Source organism: Plantibacter flavus (genome assembly GCF_002024505.1).
GTDB classification, from domain to species: Bacteria; Actinomycetota; Actinomycetes; order Actinomycetales; family Microbacteriaceae; genus Plantibacter; species Plantibacter flavus_A.
This window is the reverse complement of record NZ_CP019402.1, coordinates 280,708-300,729: the sequence shown is the minus strand read 5'-3', so window position 1 is coordinate 300,729 and position 20,022 is coordinate 280,708. Positions and strand designations below refer to the sequence as shown.

Annotated in this window: 23 protein-coding genes; 12 read left to right on the top strand and 11 right to left on the bottom strand. The window is 69.7% G+C overall.

Going from position 1 to position 20,022, the window contains the following annotated elements:
* Positions 1 to 9 precede the first annotated feature (9 nt).
* The 3 genes from BWO91_RS01355 to BWO91_RS01345 all read left to right on the top strand — a co-directional run bounded on the left by BWO91_RS01355 (position 10) and on the right by BWO91_RS01345 (position 3,564).
* Positions 10 to 2,046, top strand: coding sequence for a beta-galactosidase (locus tag BWO91_RS01355; protein WP_079000702.1), 2,037 nt, complete (start codon positions 10 to 12; stop codon positions 2,044 to 2,046).
* Between the two features lie 229 nt (positions 2,047 to 2,275).
* Positions 2,276 to 3,220, top strand: a complete 945-nt coding sequence (locus BWO91_RS01350) for a DUF222 domain-containing protein (RefSeq protein WP_079000700.1) — start codon at positions 2,276 to 2,278, stop codon at positions 3,218 to 3,220.
* A complete protein-coding gene (locus tag BWO91_RS01345) occupies positions 3,217 to 3,564 on the top strand; it encodes an HNH endonuclease signature motif containing protein (protein ID WP_153303343.1) in 348 nt (115 codons plus the stop codon). The genes BWO91_RS01350 and BWO91_RS01345 overlap by 4 nt, the downstream gene beginning before the upstream one ends.
* A gap of 170 nt (positions 3,565 to 3,734) precedes the next feature.
* On the opposite strand, the gene BWO91_RS01340 is transcribed toward BWO91_RS01345, so the two are convergent.
* Positions 3,735 to 4,535 (bottom strand): sugar phosphate isomerase/epimerase family protein, encoded by an 801-nt coding sequence (locus BWO91_RS01340; RefSeq protein ID WP_079000696.1) that lies wholly within the window; start codon positions 4,533 to 4,535, stop codon positions 3,735 to 3,737.
* A gap of 187 nt (positions 4,536 to 4,722) precedes the next feature.
* On the opposite strand from BWO91_RS01340, the gene BWO91_RS19520 reads away from it, so the two are divergent.
* Complete coding sequence (locus tag BWO91_RS19520) at positions 4,723 to 4,911, top strand: hypothetical protein (RefSeq protein WP_153303342.1); 189 nt, start codon at positions 4,723 to 4,725, stop codon at positions 4,909 to 4,911.
* Between the two features lie 20 nt (positions 4,912 to 4,931).
* Here the strand turns inward: BWO91_RS19520 and BWO91_RS01335 are convergent, their stop codons facing one another.
* Positions 4,932 to 5,135: a three-helix bundle dimerization domain-containing protein gene (locus BWO91_RS01335; protein WP_064295795.1), complete on the bottom strand. Its 204-nt coding sequence runs from the start codon at positions 5,133 to 5,135 to the stop codon at positions 4,932 to 4,934.
* Positions 5,136 to 5,349: 214 nt separating this feature from the next.
* On the opposite strand from BWO91_RS01335, the gene BWO91_RS01330 reads away from it, so the two are divergent.
* Together BWO91_RS01330 and BWO91_RS19515 are read left to right on the top strand one after the other, a co-directional pair.
* Positions 5,350 to 5,793, top strand: a complete 444-nt coding sequence (locus BWO91_RS01330) for a YciI family protein (RefSeq protein WP_079000694.1) — start codon at positions 5,350 to 5,352, stop codon at positions 5,791 to 5,793.
* 22 nt (positions 5,794 to 5,815) lie between these two features.
* The gene (locus tag BWO91_RS19515; RefSeq protein WP_153303341.1) at positions 5,816 to 5,959 is read left to right on the top strand and encodes a hypothetical protein; all 144 of its coding nucleotides are present in this window, start codon (positions 5,816 to 5,818) and stop codon (positions 5,957 to 5,959) included.
* Positions 5,960 to 5,977: 18 nt separating this feature from the next.
* Here the strand turns inward: BWO91_RS19515 and BWO91_RS01325 are convergent, their stop codons facing one another.
* The 5 genes from BWO91_RS01325 to BWO91_RS01305 all read right to left on the bottom strand — a co-directional run bounded on the left by BWO91_RS01325 (position 5,978) and on the right by BWO91_RS01305 (position 11,890).
* A complete protein-coding gene (locus tag BWO91_RS01325) occupies positions 5,978 to 6,643 on the bottom strand; it encodes a DUF805 domain-containing protein (protein ID WP_079000692.1) in 666 nt (221 codons plus the stop codon).
* Between the two features lie 52 nt (positions 6,644 to 6,695).
* Positions 6,696 to 8,672, bottom strand: coding sequence for a glycoside hydrolase family 127 protein (locus tag BWO91_RS01320; protein ID WP_079000690.1), 1,977 nt, complete (start codon positions 8,670 to 8,672; stop codon positions 6,696 to 6,698).
* Positions 8,673 to 8,674: 2 nt separating this feature from the next.
* Positions 8,675 to 9,598 (bottom strand): carbohydrate ABC transporter permease, encoded by a 924-nt coding sequence (locus tag BWO91_RS01315; protein ID WP_346425816.1) that lies wholly within the window; start codon positions 9,596 to 9,598, stop codon positions 8,675 to 8,677.
* Between the two features lie 2 nt (positions 9,599 to 9,600).
* Entirely contained in the window at positions 9,601 to 10,518 is a 918-nt protein-coding gene (locus tag BWO91_RS01310) for a carbohydrate ABC transporter permease (RefSeq protein WP_064295793.1), read from the bottom strand.
* A 76-nt stretch (positions 10,519 to 10,594) separates the two neighbouring features.
* Positions 10,595 to 11,890, bottom strand: coding sequence for an ABC transporter substrate-binding protein (locus BWO91_RS01305; protein WP_079000688.1), 1,296 nt, complete (start codon positions 11,888 to 11,890; stop codon positions 10,595 to 10,597).
* 159 nt (positions 11,891 to 12,049) lie between these two features.
* On the opposite strand from BWO91_RS01305, the gene BWO91_RS01300 reads away from it, so the two are divergent.
* Both BWO91_RS01300 and BWO91_RS19890 read left to right on the top strand, forming a co-directional pair.
* Complete coding sequence (locus BWO91_RS01300) at positions 12,050 to 13,096, top strand: LacI family DNA-binding transcriptional regulator (protein WP_079000686.1); 1,047 nt, start codon at positions 12,050 to 12,052, stop codon at positions 13,094 to 13,096.
* A 70-nt stretch (positions 13,097 to 13,166) separates the two neighbouring features.
* Positions 13,167 to 13,436 (top strand): hypothetical protein, encoded by a 270-nt coding sequence (locus tag BWO91_RS19890; protein ID WP_079000684.1) that lies wholly within the window; start codon positions 13,167 to 13,169, stop codon positions 13,434 to 13,436.
* 123 nt (positions 13,437 to 13,559) lie between these two features.
* On the opposite strand, the gene BWO91_RS01290 is transcribed toward BWO91_RS19890, so the two are convergent.
* On the bottom strand, positions 13,560 to 14,126 hold the full coding sequence (locus BWO91_RS01290) for a TetR family transcriptional regulator (protein WP_167620418.1): 567 nt from the start codon (positions 14,124 to 14,126) through the stop codon (positions 13,560 to 13,562).
* Between the two features lie 46 nt (positions 14,127 to 14,172).
* Between BWO91_RS01290 and BWO91_RS01285 the strand changes: the two genes are divergently transcribed.
* Positions 14,173 to 15,342, top strand: coding sequence for a zinc-binding alcohol dehydrogenase family protein (locus tag BWO91_RS01285; protein ID WP_240555630.1), 1,170 nt, complete (start codon positions 14,173 to 14,175; stop codon positions 15,340 to 15,342).
* A gap of 25 nt (positions 15,343 to 15,367) precedes the next feature.
* On the opposite strand, the gene BWO91_RS01280 is transcribed toward BWO91_RS01285, so the two are convergent.
* A complete protein-coding gene (locus BWO91_RS01280) occupies positions 15,368 to 15,952 on the bottom strand; it encodes an NADPH-dependent FMN reductase (protein ID WP_079000679.1) in 585 nt (194 codons plus the stop codon).
* A gap of 59 nt (positions 15,953 to 16,011) precedes the next feature.
* Between BWO91_RS01280 and BWO91_RS20490 the strand changes: the two genes are divergently transcribed.
* The gene (locus tag BWO91_RS20490; RefSeq protein WP_079000678.1) at positions 16,012 to 17,100 is read left to right on the top strand and encodes a GrpB family protein; all 1,089 of its coding nucleotides are present in this window, start codon (positions 16,012 to 16,014) and stop codon (positions 17,098 to 17,100) included.
* A 51-nt stretch (positions 17,101 to 17,151) separates the two neighbouring features.
* Here BWO91_RS20490 and BWO91_RS01270 read toward each other — a convergent pair whose 3' ends face one another.
* Together BWO91_RS01270 and BWO91_RS01265 are read right to left on the bottom strand one after the other, a co-directional pair.
* On the bottom strand, positions 17,152 to 18,426 hold the full coding sequence (locus BWO91_RS01270) for a threonine/serine exporter family protein (protein ID WP_079000677.1): 1,275 nt from the start codon (positions 18,424 to 18,426) through the stop codon (positions 17,152 to 17,154).
* Positions 18,427 to 18,476: 50 nt separating this feature from the next.
* A complete protein-coding gene (locus BWO91_RS01265; protein WP_079000675.1) occupies positions 18,477 to 18,683 on the bottom strand; it encodes a hypothetical protein in 207 nt (68 codons plus the stop codon).
* Positions 18,684 to 18,829: 146 nt separating this feature from the next.
* On the opposite strand from BWO91_RS01265, the gene BWO91_RS01260 reads away from it, so the two are divergent.
* Positions 18,830 to 19,042 carry a DUF2945 domain-containing protein gene (locus BWO91_RS01260; RefSeq protein WP_064295385.1) on the top strand — a complete coding sequence of 71 codons (213 nt, stop codon included), beginning with the start codon at positions 18,830 to 18,832 and terminating at the stop codon, positions 19,040 to 19,042.
* Positions 19,043 to 19,110: 68 nt separating this feature from the next.
* Positions 19,111 to 20,019 (top strand): cation diffusion facilitator family transporter, encoded by a 909-nt coding sequence (locus tag BWO91_RS01255; protein WP_079000673.1) that lies wholly within the window; start codon positions 19,111 to 19,113, stop codon positions 20,017 to 20,019.
* The last annotated feature ends 3 nt before the right edge of the window (positions 20,020 to 20,022 follow it).

Sequence of the window (20,022 nt, the reverse complement as noted above, 5' to 3'; positions counted from 1 at the left end):
AGACGCAGCATGACCATCGAGCTCGACCCGCTCACCGCACGGGCCACCTGGATCCCCGGCACCACCGGCCTCCGCTACGGCGGCGACTACAACCCCGAGCAATGGCCGCGGGAGACCTGGCTCGAGGACATCGCCCTCATGCAGGCGGCCGGTGTCGACCTCGTGAGCGTCGGGATCTTCTCCTGGGCGGTCCTCGAACCGCGCGAGGGCGAATACGACTTCAGCTTCCTCGACGACATCATCGGTCTGCTGCACGAGGCCGGCATCTCGGTCGACCTCGCGACGCCGACGACGGTGCCACCGGCCTGGTTCTGGAAGCGCCACCCCGAGGCTCACCCGGTCACCCGCGAGGGACTGCGGCTCGGCCACGGCTCACGCGGCATCGCGAGCCCCAGCTCCCCCGCCTACCGTCGCGCTGCAGCCGCGATCACCGAGCAGCTCGCCGCCCGCTACGGATCGCACCCGGCTGTCGTCCTCTGGCACGTGCACAACGAGTACGGCGCACCGATCAGCGAGGACTACTCCGACGGCTCGGTGCTCGCCTTCCGGACGTGGTTGCAGCGGCGTTACGGCTCGCTCGAGGCACTCAACGCCGCCTGGGGCACCCGCTTCTGGGGCCAGGACTACGGCGAGTGGGACGAGATCGACGCACCGCGCGTCTCGGCCTCCGTCGTCAACCAGACGCAGCGACTCGACTTCGCCCGCTACACCTCGGACATCCTGCTCGAGTGCTACGTCGCCGAGCGCGACATCATCAGGCGGTACGCACCGGAGACCCCGGTGACGACGAACTTCATGGCCACGAACTGCCGCTCGATCGACTACTGGGCCTGGAGCCGCGAGGTCGACATCGTCGCCAACGACTACTACCTCGTCGCGGAGCGGGAGGACAACCACATCCTGCTCGCGCTCGACTCGGACCTCACCCGCTCGCTCGCCGGCGGCGACCCGTGGATCCTCATGGAGCACTCCACCTCGGCGGTGAACTGGCAGCCGCGCAACATCGCGAAACGCGCAGGCGAACTCGCCCGCAACAGCGCCAGCCACCTGGCCCGCGGGGCCGACGCGATCCTCTACTTCCAGTTCCGCGCCTCGCGATACGGCGCGGAGAAGTTCCACTCGGCGATGCTCCCCCATGCCGGCACGGAGAGTCGCATCTGGCGTGAGGTCATGGCGCTCGGTCACGACCTCGGCAAACTGGACGAGCTGGTGGGCTCCCGGGTGCGCAGCGAGGTCGCGATCCTCTGGGACGTGCAGTCGTTCTGGGCCCAGGACCTCGAGTGGCGCCCGTCGGTCGAGCTCGACCATCGCGAGCGCGTCGAGGCCTATTACGCCGCCCTCTGGCGGGCTGGCGTCACCGTCGACTTCGTGCACCCGCACGACGACCTGAGCGGCTACCGCCTCGTCCTCGCCCCGTCGTTGTACCTGGCGGACCGCGAGACCTCCGAGAACCTCACCGCGTACGTCGAGGGCGGCGGCGCCTTCGTCGTGTCGTACTTCTCGGGCGTCGTCGACGAGCACGACGCCGTCTGGGAGGGTGGCGCGCCGGGAGCGTTCCGTCGCGTGCTGGGCCTCTCGGTCCCGGAGTTCCTGCCGTTGCACGAGGGCGAGACCGTCCAGCTGGACGACGGACGGACCGGCTCGAGCTGGAGCGACGACATCGTGCTCGAGGGAGCCGAGGTCGTGTCGGGCTACATCACCGGCCCAGCCGCCGGTCAGCCCGCGGTGACCCGCAACCGGTTCGGCGCCGGCACCGCCTGGTACGTCTCCACGAAGCTCGATGAGGCCGGACTGTCGGAGCTGCTGTCCGAAGCCTTGGAGCAGGCAGCCGTCGACGCGCCGCCGGTACCGCCGCTCGGGCTGGAGATCGTGACCCGCTGGGGCGAGGAGGCTTCGTTCACGATCGCGATCAACCATGGCGACGAGGATGCGCAGCTCACGACGACCGGTGCGGTCGAGCTCCTGACGGGCGAGCCGGTGGTCTCGGGTGCGGTGGTCATCCCGGCGGGTGCGTTCCGCGTGATCCGGACCCCGCTCGGCGGCTGAGCGAGGAGCGGGCTCGGGCGCCCGTCGACAGGCTCGGGGACCGGATTCCCGGTCACCAATCGCGCCCGTCGACAAGCTCAGGGACCGGGGTCCCGCTCACTGAGCCACACAACCGGTCACTGAGCCTGTCGAAGTGCGACCCCGCTCCACATCCAGACCGCTCGTCGAATCCGTCGGGCCCTCGTCACTGACCATCTCGAATGTCAGTGGTCCGTGGTGGACTGGAGTCATGACCGAGACCTCCACCACGCTCCCGCTGCGCGCGGTGGACGTCTTCGAAGAGCGCCTCGCGCAATTGTCCGACGAGTTCGCCGGCATCGCGCGCGAGCGTGCAGCACTCGACGCCCGGGAGGCTCGTCTCCTCGCGAGGTCGGCAGCCCTGGCCGACGCCATGGCGGACAGCCTCGTGTCGCACGACGAGACGCCCGCACAGCGGAAGGCGCTCATCCGTCGTTCCACCTGTGCAACGCTCGCCATGGCGACGCGTGCCTCCGAGCAGACCCTGCATCGAGCCACCGGCGATGCCGAGCGGCTCGTCGCCGATGCCCCGGCCGTCCTCCGTGCGCTGGAGGACGGTCGCATCTCGAGCCGGCACGCGCGGACCATCACCGACCAACTCCAAGACATCCCGGTGCACGGGCGAGCCGCGTTCCTCGAAACGGTCCTCTCCATCGCGGAGCAGTCCACCGTCGCACGACTGCAACACCAGGCCCGCACCCTCCGCGAGCGCCTGCACCCGGAGTCCATCACCGTGCGGGCGGCCAGGTCGGAGGCCGACCGTCGGGTGGAGATCGAGCCTGCAGCAGACGGCATGGCGTGGGTTCATCTGTTCACCACGGCGCCCGTCGCCGTCGCGATCGGAGAACGCCTCGACGCGCTCGTCGGTGCCGCCCACCTGACGGACGACGACCGCACCTGTCAACAGCTGCGCGCCGACGCGCTCGGCTCGCTCTGCATCAGCGGCACCACCTCGGCCGACCAGACCGACCCCGAGGGCCGGCGCTCACCGATCGCCCGGCCGGTGGAGGTGCTCGACGACATCCAGCCCACGGTGAACCTCACCGTGCCCGTGCTCAGCCTCCTGGGGCTGAGCGAGGCCCCGGCGACCCTCGACGGCTACGGCCCGATCGACCCCGAGACCGCGGCGCGGCTCGCGGTCAACGCCCCTCGATGACGAGGGTGCTCACGCACCCGGAGACGAGTGCGGTGGTCTCGGTCGGGCGGCAGCAGTACCGCGTGCCGGCAGATCTGCAGCGAGCGGTCCGCCTGCGCGACGTCACCTGTCGCGCACCGGGTTGCGGGAGACGGTCTCGGGCGTGCGATCTCGATCACTCCGTCGCCTGGGCCGACGGCGGCACCACGAGTGTCGGCAATCTGGCGTGCGTCTGCCGGCATCACCACCGACTGAAGCATCTGCCCGGGTGGTCGCTCGACCATCGACCCGATGGCGTCCTCGAGTGGACCACACCCGACGGCAAGCGACACCGCACGGAACCGGAATCAGTTCCGCCGTTCTGAGTGCCGGCCGCCGAACCGACCCCGGTCACTGAGCTTGTCGAAGTGCCCCGAACACTCGTCCACGCCTAGAACACGCATCCCCGCGGGCCCTTCGACACCTCGACAGGCTCAGTGCGGCGCAGCTCAGGGAACGGGCCCCCGGTCACCGAGCCTGTCGAGGTGCCGCGCGCCTACTTGTCGTTCTCGGCGAGCCAGGCGTAGGACTCGGCGACGCCGCCGAAGATCTCCTTGCTGTAGCCGTCGAACTCCACGACACGCGTCGCGTGCGGTGCGGCGGCGAGGATCGCCGGGATGTCGACCTGGCCCTGACCCGCGGGCTGCTGGTTCGCGAACGCCTGGGCGAGCGCGTCAGGCACGACGAGCGCGCTCTCGCTGCTCGGCAGCGCGGTGGCGATGTCACCGGAGATGATGCCGTCCTTGATGTGCAGGAACTGCACGCGGTCCCCGAGCGAACGGAGGAACGCCGGGGTGTCCGCTCCGCCGACCGTCGACCAGAAGGTGTCGATCTCGAGAACGACCTCGGGCGACAGCTGCTCGACGAAGAGCTCGAAGATCGGGCGCCCGTCGACGTGGGTCGAGAACTCCCAGTTGTGGTTGTGGTAACCGAACTTCAGGCCGGACGCCGCCGCCTGGACGGCGAGCTCGTTGACGCGCTCGGCGAGACGTGCGGCGTCGTCGGCGGTCTGCCAGCGGTCGGTGGGGATGAACGGGTCGATGACCGTCCCGATCCCGAGCCGCGACGCCGCGTCGAACGCGACCGCCGGGTCGGCGGCGTCGATGACGGGCGCGTGGCCGGACGGGGCCGTGACACCGGCGGCGGCGAAGGCGGCCTCGAACTCGGCCGCGCGCTCGACGAACGCATAGGGTTCGACCTTCGTGAAACCGATCTCGGCGATGCGGGCGACGGCGCCCTGCAGGTCCTCGGCGATGGCGTCGCGGACGGTGTACAGCTGCACGGACGGTGCGCTCATGGGTACTCCTTCGTAGCTTCGGGCGGGCACCGACGGGCGCTTCCCCACCTGTCTACACGGCACGGAACCGCTTCTGTCGACTCGTCGACAAAAGTACCCGAGGTGAGTCTACCGACTGAGACTGGACGCGCGAGTGGCCGGGCACTCATCGTCTGGAGATTCGACCGACCATCAGCGAGGGGGCACCATGGCAGACCTGGACCGGACGAGGCGGAGATCACCACGCCGCGCGATCGTCATCATGGGTGTCCTCGTTCTGATCGCCGTCGTCCTCTACGCGCTGACCCTGAACCCGAACGTGTTCACCCTGCTCGTCGTCTGCATCGTCATCGTGGTCGCGATCGAGGCGCTGACGAGCAGACCCGACCGGCCGTAGTCCGACTCGAGCCGGGACCGCTACTTCTCGGAGCGCTTGAGCGACTTCTTGACCGCACGCTCGGCGAGGACGGTCACGTAATCCTGGACCGGACGCTCGGCGAGCGCGCTGACCTCTTCGCGCACGAGCTCACCGATCCGAGCGGAATCGACCCCCGAGTACTTCTCGCTCAACTTCGCGGTGAGCTGACGGATGATCTCTTCGTGGTCGATCTCAGTTGCCATGGACCCAGTATCGACCCACAGTTGTTGCCTGGGCTGTGAACTTCGACGTCCGTCCGCCGCTGTTCTCCGGCCGGACACCTGACCGCCGCGCTCCGTTCACCCTCCCCGTCGGGTACCCGCCGAGGATATTCTGACCGTGATGTCGATCTCCGTGTTCGCCGTTCGACGTCAGAGTGAGGCGGGCGATCGGCGCCCCTGACGACTGGAGAAGACGATGTCGAGATACATGCTCATCATGCGCAACAGCGGGTCCGTCGAGAAACCCGAGGACATGGACTTCGAAGCGGTCATCAACGCGATGGGCGCCTACAACGAGTCGATGATCAACGCCGGCGTGATGGTCGGCGGCGACGGACTCACCGATGCCGCGCAGGGTGCCGTCGTCGAGTTCACGACCGAGGCGCCGATCGTCACCGACGGCCCCTACGGCGAACTCCACGAGCTCTTCAACGGGTTCTGGACCATCGACGTCGCCACGCGCGAGGAGGCCATCGAATGGGCGAGCCGCGCTCCGCTCGGCCCCGGTAACAAGATCGAGGTGCGCCGCGTGACCGACGAGACGGACTTCGCCGACCACGCAGACAACGAGTACCTCCAGAAGGAGAAGGAGTGGCGGGCGCAGGAAGGTGCGGCGAAGCCGGCGGTCGACCCGGCCTGAGCACGACCGGCGCGAGACGGACATGACCGGCGCCGGCAGGACCGGCACCGGCGCGGAGGACGACGACGAGGAGGCGCGCTCGGACCTCCTGACCGCCGCGCACCTCGCAGCGAACGACCGCGAGCGTGAGGTCCTGCTGCGGAAGGTCGCCGCACTACCGCAGTGAGGCTCGTCTGCTGCGGCGTCAGTGCGCGGACGGCACCTGCGCCGGACGATCGAAGCGCTGCCCCTCGGGCTTCGACGGCAGCAGCATGAGGACGAGGACGATGATGCTCCCGACCGACGGCACGAGGGTGAGGAAGTAGTAGGGGCCGGGGAACCCTGCATCGTGCAGGCGCCGCCAGGCGATCGCCAGACTCGGCACGATGAGCGCCACCCAGGCGACGAGCAGCAGCACGACGCCGGCGATGAGCAGGACGCGCACGCCGAACCCCATGGGCCCAGGGTCCGCGAAGTCGTATCCGCTCCCCGACAGGTCTCGCTCCTCTGCAGCGGCCGCTGCCGCGGAGACAGCGGTCATGATCGCGCCGACGGTGATCAGCAGCGTCGGGACGAGCATCAGGAGCGTCGTCAGCAGCGAACTCCACCAGTACTCACTGAGCGATGCACGACCCGAGAAGTTCGCGTACTGCTTGAAGAACCGCTTGGTCGCCTGACGGAACGTCGCCCCGTAGAGCGGCAGCGTCAGGTCGTCCGGCGAGCTGGCGCCCCGGGGCGGGGGCGCGACCCACTGCGGCTGGCCGTACGGCGCCTGGCCGTACGGCGCCTGGCCGTACGGCGCCTGGCCGTAGGGTGCCTGGCCATACGGCGGCTGGCCAGAAGGGACCTGAGGGTTCGGAGGATACGTCATGGCTGCTTCCGGATCGCTGGTCGACGAGACACCAGTATGACGCGCTTCGCCCTCACGCCCGGGCGATCGGGATCCAGACACGCATCGTGGACGGCCCGCGCTCGGCCCAGGAATGGTACGGCGCGATGCTCGCGGTGAACGTCTCGTCGGCTCCCGTCGCGACGAAGGCGTCGCCGTACGGCCAGGCGGTGTCGGCGAGACTCCGGGTGCGCAGCTCGATCGACAGCCGACCGTCCGCGTCCTCGACGGGGACGACACCCTCCCCCACCTCGATGCGGGCGATCGTCTCGTCACCGCCCGGGAGGTCCACCGACTCGACGCAGTAGACCTCGGGTCCGCGCTCGATCGCGACGCTGCCACGGATGGCGTCCACGCGAGGATCCGGCAGGGTGACCCTCGGACGGACGCTGAACGTCAGCTCCACGACGTCACCGGGGACGAAGGACCGCTCGACGTCGGCGTAACCAGGGGTGACGGCACGATCCACGGAGGCACCGTCGAAGGGTCGGACGGTCACCACCGCGTCATCAGCCCACGACGGCACGCGCAGCGAGACGGTCACCGGTCCGCTCGGCGCCTCCACGATGCGCACGGTGACGACGCCGGATCGCGGATAGTCCGTCGCGAGTTCCGCACGGAAGCGCCCTCCGTGCTCGCCGTCGATGACCGTGTCGATCGTCGCCGACGCGAACTGGTGGATCTGCACGCCGTGGTCGTCGCTCGTGGCGACGAACGCCGCCAGGCTCGCGAGCGTCCGAGCCACATTCGGTGGACAGCACGACACGTCGAACCACGGCGCACGCTCGGAGGACGACGCCCGCGGCGAAACCTCGTCGTCCGGACTCGACTCCCCCGGCGTGCGCTGGTGCAGGGTGTTGGCGTAGAAGAACGCGGTGCCGGCGGCCGACGGCGAGGTCGCGACGACGTTGTACAGGACGCGCTCGATGTGGTCGGCGTAGCGGACGTCGCGGTCTTCGAGCAGCAGCCGCCAACTGAACATGATCGATGCGATGCCCGCACAGGTCTCGGAGTACGCGCGGTCGGACGGCAGCTCGAAGTCCTCGCCGAACGCCTCGTCCTGGTGGTGCGATCCTTGGCCGCCGGTCAGGTAGGTGCGGCGCGCGATCGTCCGGCCCCACTGGCCGCGGAGCGCGTCGAGCAGGCCGTCGTCGCCGTGCTCGACCGCGATGTCGGTGGCACCGGCCGCGAGGTAGTTCGCGCGGACCGCATGGCCCCGCAACGCCTCCGCCTCGCGGATCGGCACGTCGTCCTGGAAGTACGCGCGGCCCCACTCGATGTCCTGGAGCACGCCGGTGCCGCGACGCTCGACGAACAGCGACGCGAGTTCGAGGTAGCGCGGCTCGCCCGTCACCCGTGACAGCTCTGCGAGCCCCACCTCGACCTCGGCGTGCCCGCACACGGACTGGATGCCGTCGGTGCCGAAGACCTCGCAGATGAGGTCCGCAGCCCGCGTCGCGATCCCGAGGAGCCCGTCGTCGGAGCCCGGGCTCGTCCGCTCCCGGGCGACGGCCGCCTGGAAGAGGTGGCCGAGGCAGTACAGCTCGTGCCCCCACTCGAGATCCGACCAGCGCTCACCCTGACCCGGGCGACCGAAGCGGGTGTTCACGTACCCGTCGGCCTCCTGCGCGGCGGCGACCCGGTCGACGATCGCGCGGAACCGCGACTCGAGCGCTTCATCACCGCCGAGCCGTCCGAGCTCCCACGCGACGGCCTCGAGGTACTTGTAGACCTCGGAGTCGGCGAACTCGCGTCCGCGGCGCCCCTCCGGAAGGGTCCCGGCGGCGGCGAGGTCGAAGTTGCGGAGCCACCCCTCCCGCTCGAGCCAGTGCTCGACGTGCGGCAGCGTCGCCGTGCCGTTGACCTGCTGGCGGTCGGCCCAGAAGCCGTCGGTGATGCGCACCTCGTCGAGGCCGAGCGGCGTGAGCGCGCCGGTGGTGGGGACGACCGGGGCTGCGACGGTCACCGACGTCGTTGGCGTCGTGGGCGTGGTGCTGGTGGTGGTGCTCATGGTTACCCCTTGAAGGCGCCGGACATGAAGCCGCGCACGTAGTGACGTTGGAGGATGAGGAAGAGGAGGATGCACGGCAGCGCGAGGACCACGACGCCGGCTTCGGTCGCGCCGTAGTCGACGACGCCCTGGACCTGGCCGCGCAGGTTCGAGACCGCGAGCGGCAGGGTCATCTTCGCCGAGTCGTTGATGAGGATGAGTGGCGCCATGAAGTCGTTCCACGCCGCGAGGAACGCGAACAGGCCGACCGTGATCAGCCCTGGCTTCACGGCCGGCACGAGGACCTTCCACAGCACGCTCCAGGACGTGCAGCCGTCGACCATCGCGGCCTCGTCGAGCTCCTTCGGGATCGACTCGAACGCGATCCGCATCATGAAGGTCGAGAACGGCAGCTGGAACATGGTGAGCACGAGCGCCACGCCGACGAGCGAGTTGGAGAGCCCGACCAGGTTGAGCAGCACGTAGAGCGGGATGAGCAGCGTCGCGTACGGGACCATCAGGATCGCGATGGTGGCGAGGAACAGGGCGTTCTTGCCTCGGAACTGGAACCTCGCGAACGCGTACCCGCCGAACAGCGAGATGACGAGCGTGAGGATCACGGTCAGCAACGAGACGAACACCGAGTTGCCGATGTACTGCAGGATGCCGTCCTGGTACCCGGCGAGGGTGATGTAGTTGCCGAGCCCCCACCCCTCGGTCTGGTTCGTACCGGCGAGCGGCGACACCGAACGGATGGCCGTCCAGACGAGCGGGTAGAGGAAGATCACGGCGAGCGCCGCGGTGAAGATCCAGAACGGCATCCGGATGGCGATACCGAAGACGTTCGTCGGCTTCCCGTCGCGTCCGCGGCCGCGCGTGCGCCCGTGACCACGGACGTCGGGCATCGTCGAGGTGACGGTGGCCGGTTCCTTTCGGGTGATGGTCATGCTCAGTCCTCGACCTTCTTGCTGAACGCGCGGATCTGCACGATGTTGATGACGATGAGCGCGGCGAGCACGATGACCGACAGCGCGCCGGCGACGCCGAGGTTGTTCGGGCCCTGGAACGCCACGTTGTAGATGAGCTGGACGATGGTGATCGTGCTGTTGTCGGGCCCGCCCTTGGTGAGGATGTAGAACTGCTCGAACGCGAGCAGCGAACCGGTGACGCACATCACCGTCGTGAGTGCGAGCGTCGGCTTCAGCAGCGGGACGGTGATGTCGCGGAAGGTCTGCCAGCGTGACGCGCCGTCGATGCGCGCCGCCTCGTAGACCTCCTCCGGGATGCCTTGCAGGCCCACGAGCATGAGCAGCATGTAGAACCCGGCGAAGCGCCAGACGATGAGGAACACCGTCGACCAGAGCGCCGCGTCCGGGGTCCCGAGGAAGGTGAAGCCCATGGCCTTCGTGAGGTCGGCGAAGGGCCCCGCGATCGGCGAATACAGCACGTAGAAGAGGAGCGACGCCGAGGCGAGGCCGAGGGCGCTCGGGATGAGGAACGCGGTGCGGAGGAAGCCCTTCCACCGGCTGGACTCCTGCACGAGGAGCGCGAGGCCGAGGCCGAGGCCGATGAGCAGGACCGTCGCGATGGCCGTGTACTTGAGTGTGAAGACCACCGAGTCGAGGAAGAACCGGTTGTCGATCGCCTTGGGGAAGTTCTCGGGGAGGTTCCACCCCTGGTTGCCACCGAGGAGCGGCCAGTCGGAGGCGGCCATCTGGAACACGAGACCGAGCGGGACGAGGAACAGGAGGATGACGAACACGGCGGTGGGGAGCGCGAACAACCAGCCGGTGCGGGCGTGCACGGCGCGACGCTTCCTGGCACCGACCGAGTCCGTCGGGCCTCGTCTGGCGAGGGTGGTACTCATGGGTGGACCTTTCAAGACGAGTGGATGCCGGTGCGCCGTCGCGGTGATGGATGCGGCGGCGCACCGGCGGATCGGACTACTGCGAGAGCACGTCCGTGATCGCGTCGTTGTCGGCGTCGACCGTGTCGGAGCCCTCGAGGACCGCGTTCCGCACGAGCGTCAGCCACGGGCTGGTCGGCGAGTTGAAGGCCTCCTGGAAGTTCAGCGAGTACGGGGTGTCGCCCTTCGAGGCGACCTCGTTGATCGTGACGAGGCGCGGGTCCTTGCTCGAGTACTCGTTCTCGGCGAGGTCGGAGCGGGAGACGACGTCGTTGTCCTTCGCGAGGACACCGACCTGCGCGTCCTCGGACATCAGCCAGCTGAGGAAGTTCCACGACTGTGCGGCCTTCTTGCTGTCCTTCGAGACGCCGATCCCGTCACCGCCGACGAAGGTCGAGTCGCCGCCCTTCGGGCCCGGGATGCCGGACACGCCCACGTCGAACGGGGTGGATGAGAGCAGCGTCGCCGGGTACGGCATGACGCCGACCTTGCCCTCGGTGAAGCCGGCGGTCCAGGTGGGTCCGGCCTCGTCCTTCGAGGACGGGAGCACGGCGCCCGACTTCCAGAGGTCGGCCCACGTGCTGTAGACCTCCTTGGCGCCGTCCTCGGCGAGGAGGGACTCGGTGCCCTCCTCGTTCATGACCTGCTCGCCGTCGGCCCACACACTGGGGAACCAGGTGAAGACGAGGCAACCGCCGCAGTTGAGGCCGGTCGCGGTGCCGTAGGTGTCGGGCTTGTTCAGAGCTTGGACGGCCTTCGCGTCCTCGGCGAACTCGGCCAGTGTGGTCGGGCCCTGCTCGGGGTCGAGCCCGGCTTCCTTGTAGAGCTCCTTGTTCCAGAACAGCATCGAGAGGTCGAGGACGAACGGCAGGACGTGCTCCTTGCCGTCCGCGGTGCCGGCGGCGAGGTGGCCCTGGTTGATCTCGTCCTTGAAGTCGAGCCCGTCGATGTTCGCGGTGAGGTCCTGGAAGAGGCCCTGTTCGACCCAGTTCGGGACGTACACGATGTCGGCGGCGAACAGGTCGGGGAGGCTGTCGGAGCCGGCCGCCGCACCGACCTTCGCGACGTAGTCGTCGTTCGGGACCACGGTGAGCTTCACCTGGTTCTCGTGCGAGGCGTTGTAGGCCTCGACGAGGAGCTTCGCCTGCTTCTCGAGTGGGGCGCGGGTCCAGAGCGTGAGCTCGGAGCCGTCGTCGACGCCCTCGGGCCCGGCGCTGGCGAGTGGGGAACTGCCACCGCCCCCGGAGGAACAGGCGGCGAGGCCGACGAGGAGGGCGCTGGCGGCCAACACCCCTCCGACCCGCTGCATCCGTCTGGTGTGCGTGCTGCGCATGGTGACTCCTCTGACTCATCGTTGAGCGGACCGGTCGGGCCCGGCGGTACATGGGAGGTTTTCGAAACTGTCGAAACGCCTTTCGGTAAAGCTAGCCTGGGATCGGTGTAGCGTCAAGAGCGAAGTCCGGTAACGTTTCGGAAACGAAGAGGGGGAGCAATGCCAGACAGTGATGTCGGTGCTTCGGCAACCGGTACCCCCGGCCGAGCGGCGACCTTGGGCGACGTCGCCCGGATCGCAGGCGTCTCGATGGCCACCGCTTCAAAGGCCATCAACGGACGGAGCGAGGTCGCCCCGAAGACCCGGCAGCGGGTGCTCGACGCCGCGAAGGAGGTCGCCTTCACCCCCAACGAACTCGCCCGGAGCCTGATCAACGGGCGCACCGGCACCGTCGGCCTCCTGACGAGCGACCTCGAGGGCCGCTTCGTCATCCCCATCCTCATGGGCGCCGAGGACGCGTTCGGCGCCGGGCAGGTGAACGTGTTCCTGTGCGACGCCCGCGGGGACGCCATCCGCGAGCAGCACCATCTGAACGCCCTCCTCACCCGGCGCGTCGACGGCATCATCGTCGTGGGTCGCACGACGGACCCACGCCCCTCACTCGGCCACAAACTGCCCGTCCCGGTCGTCTACGCCTACGCGCCGTCCGACGACCCGACCGACGTGTCGATCACCCCCGACAACCGCGACGGCGGGCGCCTCGCCGTCGAGCACCTGATCGCGTGCGGGCGTTCCCGCATCGCGATGATCACGGGTGAACCGCAGTACGCGGCGGCCAGGGACCGCGTGACGGGCGTGCAGAACGCCCTCGCCGCGGCGGGTCTGGACCTCGTCGGCACCCCGATGTTCTCGGAGTGGACCGAGCACTGGGGTCGGGATGCGGCGGCCATGCTCCTCGCCCAGCACCCCGAGATCGACGGCATCGTGGCCGGATCCGACCAGATCGCCCGCGGCGTGCTCGACACCGTCCGCGACCTCGGGCGGGACGTCCCGAACGACGTAGCCGTCGTCAGTTTCGACAACTGGGAGATCCTGGCCACCAACTCGCGGCCGGAGCTGTCGTCGATCGACGCGAACCTGCAACAGCTCGGCCGACTCGCCGCCACCCGCATCTTCGAGGCGATCGAGGGCACGGACGTCGCGCAGGGTGTCGAGTACCTGCCGGGCCGCCTCGTCCTCCGCGGTTCCACGATCCCGAGGCGCTGAGGTCCGGCCTGACCCCGATACTCGCCGCGCGGGTGATGCGACAGCCGTCGGACATCGCTACGGTCGAGCCATGGACACCTCAACCGTCGTCATGATCGCGGTCCTCGCCGTCGTCGCGGTCATCGTCGTCACGATCACCGTGCAGGCCGGACGACGTGCCGGCGGGTCGAAGCATCGCGGTGGTACGCCGTCGGACTCCGGCATGCCGTTCATCGTCGGCGGCGACGGTCACCACGGCGGTGGCCACCACGGCGGCTCCGACTCCGGCGGTTGGGACGGCGGCGGTGGTGGCGACTCCGGCGGCGGAGGAGACGGGGGCGGTGGGGGCGGCGGCGACTGAGGACCCGTTCACCCGCGGCAGCCTCTCTGCTCGGGTCGCTGCGATCGCGGTCTGCAGCGCGGTGGCGTCCATCCCGTGGCAGGTCAGGCTCCCGGAGAAGCAGACGCGGAGCCGGGACCGGCCCTAGCTACCCGCGAGGTCACCGAGGCGGACGCGCATCGCGCGGAGCACGTCGACGAGGAGCACGTCGTCGGGTCCGGCGAGCCACTGCTCGAGGGAGGCGTCGAAGAGTGCCGAACCGATGGACGCGGCGAGCGCCGCGTCGGCTGACGTGACACCACTCTCCACGAGGGCGTCGCGCATCGCGTCGGTGAGGACCGCCGACTTCAGCCGTTCCCGCTCGCGCAGCTGCGGTTCCGACCGGACGACGGCGCGGCGGGCGGCGATGTCGTCCCGCCAGCGCTGCAGCTCGCCGGCAGCCACGGTCTCGAGGCCGGACATCACGAGCGCGAGCGCGTCGAGTCCTGGTGGCGCCGCAGCGACCAGCCGTCCGACCACGGTCGGGAGCTCGCGCTCGCGGAGGAAGAGCACGTCGCGCTTGTCGGCGAAGTGACGGAAGAACGTGCGGGTGGTGAGCCCGGCGGCTTCGGCGATCTCCGGGACGGTCGTCGCCGTGAAGCCCCGCTCGGCGAACCGCGCCATCGCAGCGCTCTCGAGTCGGAGAGCGGCGTCGGGTGCCCAGCGTGCCATGCGATCAGGATAGCCGATGACACGTCGTGTCGTCAGGTGTAGAGTGATGGCACACCGTGTCATCATCGCCACGCCAATCCGCAACACCCTTGGAGATCTCATGCCGACGAACACCGCAGCCTGGCTGCCAGCACCCCGCGCAGACCTCGTCGTCGGTCCCGCTGCGATGCACGAACCCGGCCCGGGCGAACTCCTCATCCGGAACCGTGCGGTCGCGGTGAACCCGCTCGACGACGTCAAGCAGCAGACCGGGAACCTCATGTACCGGTGGCTGCCGGTACCCGCCGTGCTCGGTGAGGACGTCGCGGGCGAGGTCGTCGCCGTCGGGTCGAATGTCCGTCGCTTCGCGGTCGGCGACCGCGTCGTGGCGTACGCGGTCGGCATGGAGCGCGGTCGGCGCCATGACGCCGAGGGCGGGTTCCAGCAGTTCACCGTCGTGCGGGCGGACCTCGCCGCCCCGATCCCGGACGGTCTCCGAGACGAGGAGGCCGTCGTCCTGCCGCTCGGGATCTCCACGGCCGCGACCGCCCTCTTCCAACGAGACCACCTCGCGCTCCCCCACCCCTCGGAGCACCCCACCCCCACCGGGACCACCGTCGTCGTCTGGGGCGGCGCGACGAGCGTGGGGAGCAACGCCATCCAGCTCGCGGTCGCCTCCGGCCACCGGGTCGCGACCACGGCCTCGCCGCACAACCACGACCGGATGCGCGAGCTCGGTGCCGACCTCGTGTTCGACTACCGCAGCCCGACCGTCGTGGCGGATCTCGTCAGCGCCCTCCATGGCTCCTCGGTCGTCGGGGTCCTCGCCGTCGGGACCGGCTCCGCAGAACCAGCCCTCGCCGTCGCCACCGCCACCGGGGCACGCCGCGTCGCGCTCGCGAGCCCGTCGGTGTCGTTCGGGTCCCTGCCTCGTCGGGCCGGCCCGAGTCTGACGTTCATCCGCACCATGACCCGACTCGTGGCGGCCAACGTCGCCCTCCAGGTGCGTGCCCGTCGGGCGGGGATCTCGGCACGGTACGTGTGGGGCAGCTCGCTCATGACCAACGAGGTCGGGCCGATGCTGTGGGAGGACTACCTGCCTGGTGCGCTCGCCGCCGGACGACACCTCTGCGCGCCCGCTCCCGAGGTGGTCGGCGAAGGCCTCGAGGCGATCCAGCCGGCCCTCGACCGCCTCCACGGCGGCGTCTCAGCCCGCAAGCTCGTCGTGCGGTTGTGAGACGCGGGACCGTGCCGCTCGGCCCTCACACCTCCCAGACCGAGCGGTAGCTCCGCTCGGCGAGGAGCCCCGACAGCTCCGCGTGCACGGTCATCGTCTTGGCGAGCCGCTCGGCACGATCCGTTGTCAGCACGCCGGCCGCCTCCCAGTCCCGCTCCGACAGGTAGGCCGTGTAGGGGTTGATGACGCACTTGAAGTCCAGCATGAGCGACTGCCCGAGCGTGGCTGTCGCCATGTAGCTGTGCGGCAGGCCGGCGGCGCAGACGAAGGTCACGACCTTGTCGAACCAGGCGGCGACCCTGCCGTCCTCGCCGGTCGCGCCGGTCGCCTCGATGAGCGATTTCACCGTCGCGGCCGGTGCCCAGTTGTAGACCGGGAAGGCGAGGACGACGCCGTCGGCAGCCGTGATCAACGCATGCAGCCGACGGAACGCAGGGCTCTCGAAGACCCGGTCGTTGTCGAACGGCGGCAGTTCCATCTCGGCCAGATCGATGACGGACGAGTCATGACCTTGCTCGCGCAGGAGCTCGCTGCTCGCCGAAGCGAGGGTCCGGCTCCGACTCGCCGGATCGAGGCTGCAGGAGATCACAGGCAGGTTCAAGGAGGCCATCCCTCTACGCTAGCCCGGCAGCCCACACGGCGAACGTGGCGGGTGTGCGAGGGTGGAACATGCTCTCGCCGCAGTCACTCAGTGAAGCCGACCGCCGTCTCGTCGCCTCGTGGGCCGCCGATTGCGCCGAGCGGGTCCTGCCGCTGTTCGAAGCGGAGGCACCGGACGACGATCGCCCACGTGACGCGATCGCCCGCGCCCGCGCGTTCGCAGCCGGCGACCTCGACACCGCCGGGGAGATCCGCCGACGCTTCGTCGCCAACCGGGCCTCGCAGGCGGTGTCCTCACCCGCCGCCAAGGCCGCCGCGTGGTCGGCCGGGCAGGCCGCGGGTGTCGCGCACATGGGAGCCCACGCGCTCGGCGCCGCCGCCTACGCGGTGAAGGCCGCCGAGCTGCATCAGGCCGGAGCCGGCGCCGCCGAGATCGCCTGGCAGCTCGACCACGTGAGTGCCCCGGTCCGGTCGGCGCTCCGCCTCCTGCCGGCACTCGGCACGGACTCCTCGGGTCCACTCGGCACCGGGCTGCTGGCCTCGGGGGTGCTCGGCGACAACATCCGTGCCATCCAGAGCGGCTTGCGCCGACGCCCCCGCCGCCCGGATGTCACGACGCTCGAGCTGGTCGGAGGCCCCGAGCCGGTCCGGGTCGAGCTGCACGACGCCGACCCGGGGTGGCCCGAACGGTACCGTGAGCACCAGCAGCGGATCATCGAGGCCCTTGGAACGAGCGCGGGCGGGACCAGTGCCGTCGTGATCGAGCACATCGGCTCGACCTCGGTGCCCGGACTCGCGGCGAAGCCGATCGTGGACATCGTGGTCGCCGTGGAGGACATCGCGGCCGAGGAGGACTACCTCGACCCCCTGCTGGCCGCCGGCTACGTGCTGCGCGTCCGTGAGCCCCGCCATCGGATGGTGCGGACGCCGGAGCGCGACGTCCACGTGCACCTCTACGAGCAGGGCGCGCCGGAGATCGACGAGTACCTCCTCCTCCGCGACCATCTGCGGTCCGACGCCGACGACCGCGCGCTGTACGAGCGCACCAAGCGGGAGCTGCTCGGGAGGCCCTGGGACGACATGAACGACTACGCCGATGCGAAGACCGAGGTCATCCTCGCGATCAAGGCGCGGGCGAGGGCAGCGCGGAGCCGCTGACTCGCCCGAATCTGCACGAATTCGGCACCGTTTCGGACCATTCCGGGCGACTCAGGGACGGGCGGTCGCACGCACCGGCGGGATGACGACCCCCGTCAGGACCGCCGCCGTCTTGACGCCGACGCAGAGGCTGATGAAGACCGTCAGCGCCGCCGTGACCGCTGAGCCCTCGAGCGTCGCGAGCGACACGAGTCCCACGGTGCCCGGCACGAGCATGAGGAGGGCCGGCTGGAACGTGACGTTGGACGGCACCGCCGCCGAGTACCGCTCGACGATGCGAGCGACGACGAACACGAGCCCGGCGGTCAGCCCCGTCGCGACCGCGTTCCCCACGAGCGGGGCGAACAGGACGATGCCCGCGTAGGTCAGCGCCATCACGCAGATGGTCAGCAGCGTCAGGGAGCGGCCCGAGCCGAACGCGATCCCGATCCCGGCCGCGAGCATCACGACGCCGATCCACGTGAACCACAGCGGCGGGACCGACTCCCACCCGACCAGGTCCGAGCTCCCACGGACGACCTGACCGACGAGCGCCGTCGATTCGGGGTCGATCGACAGGCCGGTGAGCAGCGCCCCGGCCGAGATCCCGGCCGCCATGAATGCCAGCACGATGAGCCCGTACATCAGGCGCGCCGAGCCCGTCACGATGTCCGTCGCCGTCAACTCCAGCAGGGCGTTGGTGATGAGCGCACCGGGTACGAGGATCGCGATCGGCGCGCAGACGGCGAACAGCGGCACGGGGCCGAGATCCATCGCCGATGCGAGCGTCCCGACGAGCGTCGTCGACACGAACGCCGTCACGAACGGGGCGATCGCGACGGCTCCCCGCCACCGCGCCAGCAGGGTGATGACCAGGCCGACGAAGGCGCCGACGAGCATCGATGCGACGATCGCCCACCATGGGCAGCGGAACAGCAGCGCGAGCCCTCCCGCGAGCAGCAGGTTCCCGACCACCCAGTGCATCGACGCATGCGGGCGCGGCGTCTCCCGAATCGACTGGATGCGGGCCGGCAGGTCACCGACCGGCCAGTGTCCGAGCTCGAGCTCGCGCATGAGCCGGTTCGCCCGCGCCGCGCCGCGGAACGACAGCTCGCCGTGGGTGTTGCCAGCCGCGAGCACCGCACCGGTGCGCACGTCGTTCACGATGATGAGCTGCGGCAGCACCGAGAAGGCCAGACCCTCGTCGCCCGATGCGACCGTGGCGCGCTCCAGGGAGTCCCGGACGTCGGTGACGGAGGTACCGGCGTCGAGGAGGAGGCAGCCGAGCGCGCTGTAGGCGTGCGCAGCCGTCCTGCGGTGCTCATCGGTCGCGGCGTCGTCACTCATCCCGCCAACGGTACGCGAGATTCCAGGGACGCCTGGGGCCGCCGCGGACCTCAGCGGCGGTTGCGGAGCGCGACGGCTCCGGCCACACCGAAGTACAGGCCGGCGAGGATCGGGACGATGACGATCCACCAGAAATGGAAGCCGTACTCGCCGTGGGCGTTCGCGACGGCGACCGGGATGAGTGCCACCCCGAGTACGACTCCGACGATGCCGATGCCGAGCGCGAGTCGGGGTCTTCCCGGGGTGAACGAGGCCATGGGGACACGCTAGACCTGCGGGGCTCGCGGAGCCCGGGGGATATCCCCTTTCCCTCGCGCGACGCAAGCGCTTGTGCGGCCGCCGTCACGCTGGCATCGTCGCTCACACGCCGCTCGCGCGCGGCGTGGAGCGCCGAGGAGGCAGCATGGCAGACGTACGAGTGGGCGACCGCGTGTCGTGGGGCACCTCGCAGGGGCGGACGCAGGGGAAGGTCGTCGAGCGGAAGACCGCGGACTTCCAGTTCGACGGCCAGCACTTCACGGCGTCGAAGGACGAGCCCGCGTTCATCGTGGAGTCCGAGAAGACCGGCGCGAAGGCCGCCCACAAGGGCTCCGCGCTGCGCGTCCTGAAATCCTGAGGCCCTGACCGCGGTCGTCGGATGTCGGGGCGTACGCGGCGCACCCCGGCTGGGCGTAGCGTTGGCGCATGACCGTCGTGATCGCCTTCCTGGCCAACGTCATCGTCGCCATCGCCAAGTCCATCGTCGCCGCGCTCACCGGGTCGGCGTCGATGCTGGCCGAGGCCGCGCACTCGTGGGCCGACGCGGGGAACGAGATCTTCCTCCTCATCGCCGACAAACGGGCCGACAAGCGACGCGACGCCGCACATCCGCTCGGCTACGGCCGTGACGCGTACATCTTCTCGCTGTTCGCCGCCTTCGGGATCTTCACCGTCGGCGCGGTCGTCTCGATCCAGCACGGTATCCAGAGCCTCACCGCACCGGAGGCGATGGAGGACTACGCCCTCAGCTACCTCGTGCTGGGCGTCGCCTTCCTCCTGGAGGGCTTCTCCTTCACCCAGTCGATCCTCGAGGGCCGGCGCACGGCGAGGAAGTACGGCCGCGGCTTCTTCGACTACATCGTGAACGGCTCCAACACGACGCTCCGCTCGGTGTTCTTCGAGGACTCGGCAGCACTGCTCGGCCTCATCATCGCGGGTACCGGCATCGGCCTCCACCAGGTGACCGGCGACCCGGTGTGGGATGCGATCGGCTCGATCGCGATCGGTGTCCTGCTCGGCGGGGTCGCGCTGCTGCTCATCAACCGCAACCGGCGCTATCTCCTCGGAGCCTCACCGAGCCCCGCGTACCGCGCACAGACCGTCACCGCGCTCCTGTCACACCCGGAGATCGAACGGGTCACGGCGCTGTACCTCGAGTTCAGCGGGCCGGAACGCCTCTTCCTCGTCGCGTCGGTCGACCTCGTCGGTGACGACCGTGAGAACGACGTCGCGCGCCAGCTCCGCCGTCTCGAGGGTGACCTCGAGCAGGACGACCTCATCGGCAAGGCCGTGCTCACGCTCTCGGTGAGCGACGAGCCGTCGATCACCGTCTGAGCG

What these genes read in the sequence shown, in the direction of transcription:
- BWO91_RS01290 (WP_167620418.1), bottom strand. Translation starts at nt 14,126, where the DNA reads ATGGCACGCTGGGCACCCGACGCCGCTCTCCGACTCGAGAGCGCTGCG.
- BWO91_RS01315 (WP_346425816.1), bottom strand. Translation starts at nt 9,598, where the DNA reads ATGACCATCACCCGAAAGGAACCGGCCACCGTCACCTCGACGATGCCC.
- BWO91_RS19515 (WP_153303341.1), top strand. Translation starts at nt 5,816, where the DNA reads ATGACCGGCGCCGGCAGGACCGGCACCGGCGCGGAGGACGACGACGAG.
- BWO91_RS01325 (WP_079000692.1), bottom strand. Translation starts at nt 6,643, where the DNA reads ATGACGTATCCTCCGAACCCTCAGGTCCCTTCTGGCCAGCCGCCGTAT.
- BWO91_RS01280 (WP_079000679.1), bottom strand. Translation starts at nt 15,952, where the DNA reads ATGGCCTCCTTGAACCTGCCTGTGATCTCCTGCAGCCTCGATCCGGCG.
- BWO91_RS01335 (WP_064295795.1), bottom strand. Translation starts at nt 5,135, where the DNA reads ATGGCAACTGAGATCGACCACGAAGAGATCATCCGTCAGCTCACCGCG.
- BWO91_RS01320 (WP_079000690.1), bottom strand. Translation starts at nt 8,672, where the DNA reads ATGAGCACCACCACCAGCACCACGCCCACGACGCCAACGACGTCGGTG.
- BWO91_RS20490 (WP_079000678.1), top strand. Translation starts at nt 16,012, where the DNA reads ATGCTCTCGCCGCAGTCACTCAGTGAAGCCGACCGCCGTCTCGTCGCC.
- BWO91_RS01350 (WP_079000700.1), top strand. Translation starts at nt 2,276, where the DNA reads ATGACCGAGACCTCCACCACGCTCCCGCTGCGCGCGGTGGACGTCTTC.
- BWO91_RS01300 (WP_079000686.1), top strand. Translation starts at nt 12,050, where the DNA reads ATGCCAGACAGTGATGTCGGTGCTTCGGCAACCGGTACCCCCGGCCGA.
- BWO91_RS01265 (WP_079000675.1), bottom strand. Translation starts at nt 18,683, where the DNA reads ATGGCCTCGTTCACCCCGGGAAGACCCCGACTCGCGCTCGGCATCGGC.
- BWO91_RS01255 (WP_079000673.1), top strand. Translation starts at nt 19,111, where the DNA reads ATGACCGTCGTGATCGCCTTCCTGGCCAACGTCATCGTCGCCATCGCC.
- BWO91_RS01355 (WP_079000702.1), top strand. Translation starts at nt 10, where the DNA reads ATGACCATCGAGCTCGACCCGCTCACCGCACGGGCCACCTGGATCCCC.
- BWO91_RS01270 (WP_079000677.1), bottom strand. Translation starts at nt 18,426, where the DNA reads ATGAGTGACGACGCCGCGACCGATGAGCACCGCAGGACGGCTGCGCAC.
- BWO91_RS01345 (WP_153303343.1), top strand. Translation starts at nt 3,217, where the DNA reads ATGACGAGGGTGCTCACGCACCCGGAGACGAGTGCGGTGGTCTCGGTC.
- BWO91_RS01310 (WP_064295793.1), bottom strand. Translation starts at nt 10,518, where the DNA reads ATGAGTACCACCCTCGCCAGACGAGGCCCGACGGACTCGGTCGGTGCC.
- BWO91_RS19890 (WP_079000684.1), top strand. Translation starts at nt 13,167, where the DNA reads ATGGACACCTCAACCGTCGTCATGATCGCGGTCCTCGCCGTCGTCGCG.
- BWO91_RS01285 (WP_240555630.1), top strand. Translation starts at nt 14,173, where the DNA reads ATGGCACACCGTGTCATCATCGCCACGCCAATCCGCAACACCCTTGGA.
- BWO91_RS01330 (WP_079000694.1), top strand. Translation starts at nt 5,350, where the DNA reads ATGTCGAGATACATGCTCATCATGCGCAACAGCGGGTCCGTCGAGAAA.
- BWO91_RS01340 (WP_079000696.1), bottom strand. Translation starts at nt 4,535, where the DNA reads ATGAGCGCACCGTCCGTGCAGCTGTACACCGTCCGCGACGCCATCGCC.
- BWO91_RS19520 (WP_153303342.1), top strand. Translation starts at nt 4,723, where the DNA reads ATGGCAGACCTGGACCGGACGAGGCGGAGATCACCACGCCGCGCGATC.
- BWO91_RS01260 (WP_064295385.1), top strand. Translation starts at nt 18,830, where the DNA reads ATGGCAGACGTACGAGTGGGCGACCGCGTGTCGTGGGGCACCTCGCAG.
- BWO91_RS01305 (WP_079000688.1), bottom strand. Translation starts at nt 11,890, where the DNA reads ATGCGCAGCACGCACACCAGACGGATGCAGCGGGTCGGAGGGGTGTTG.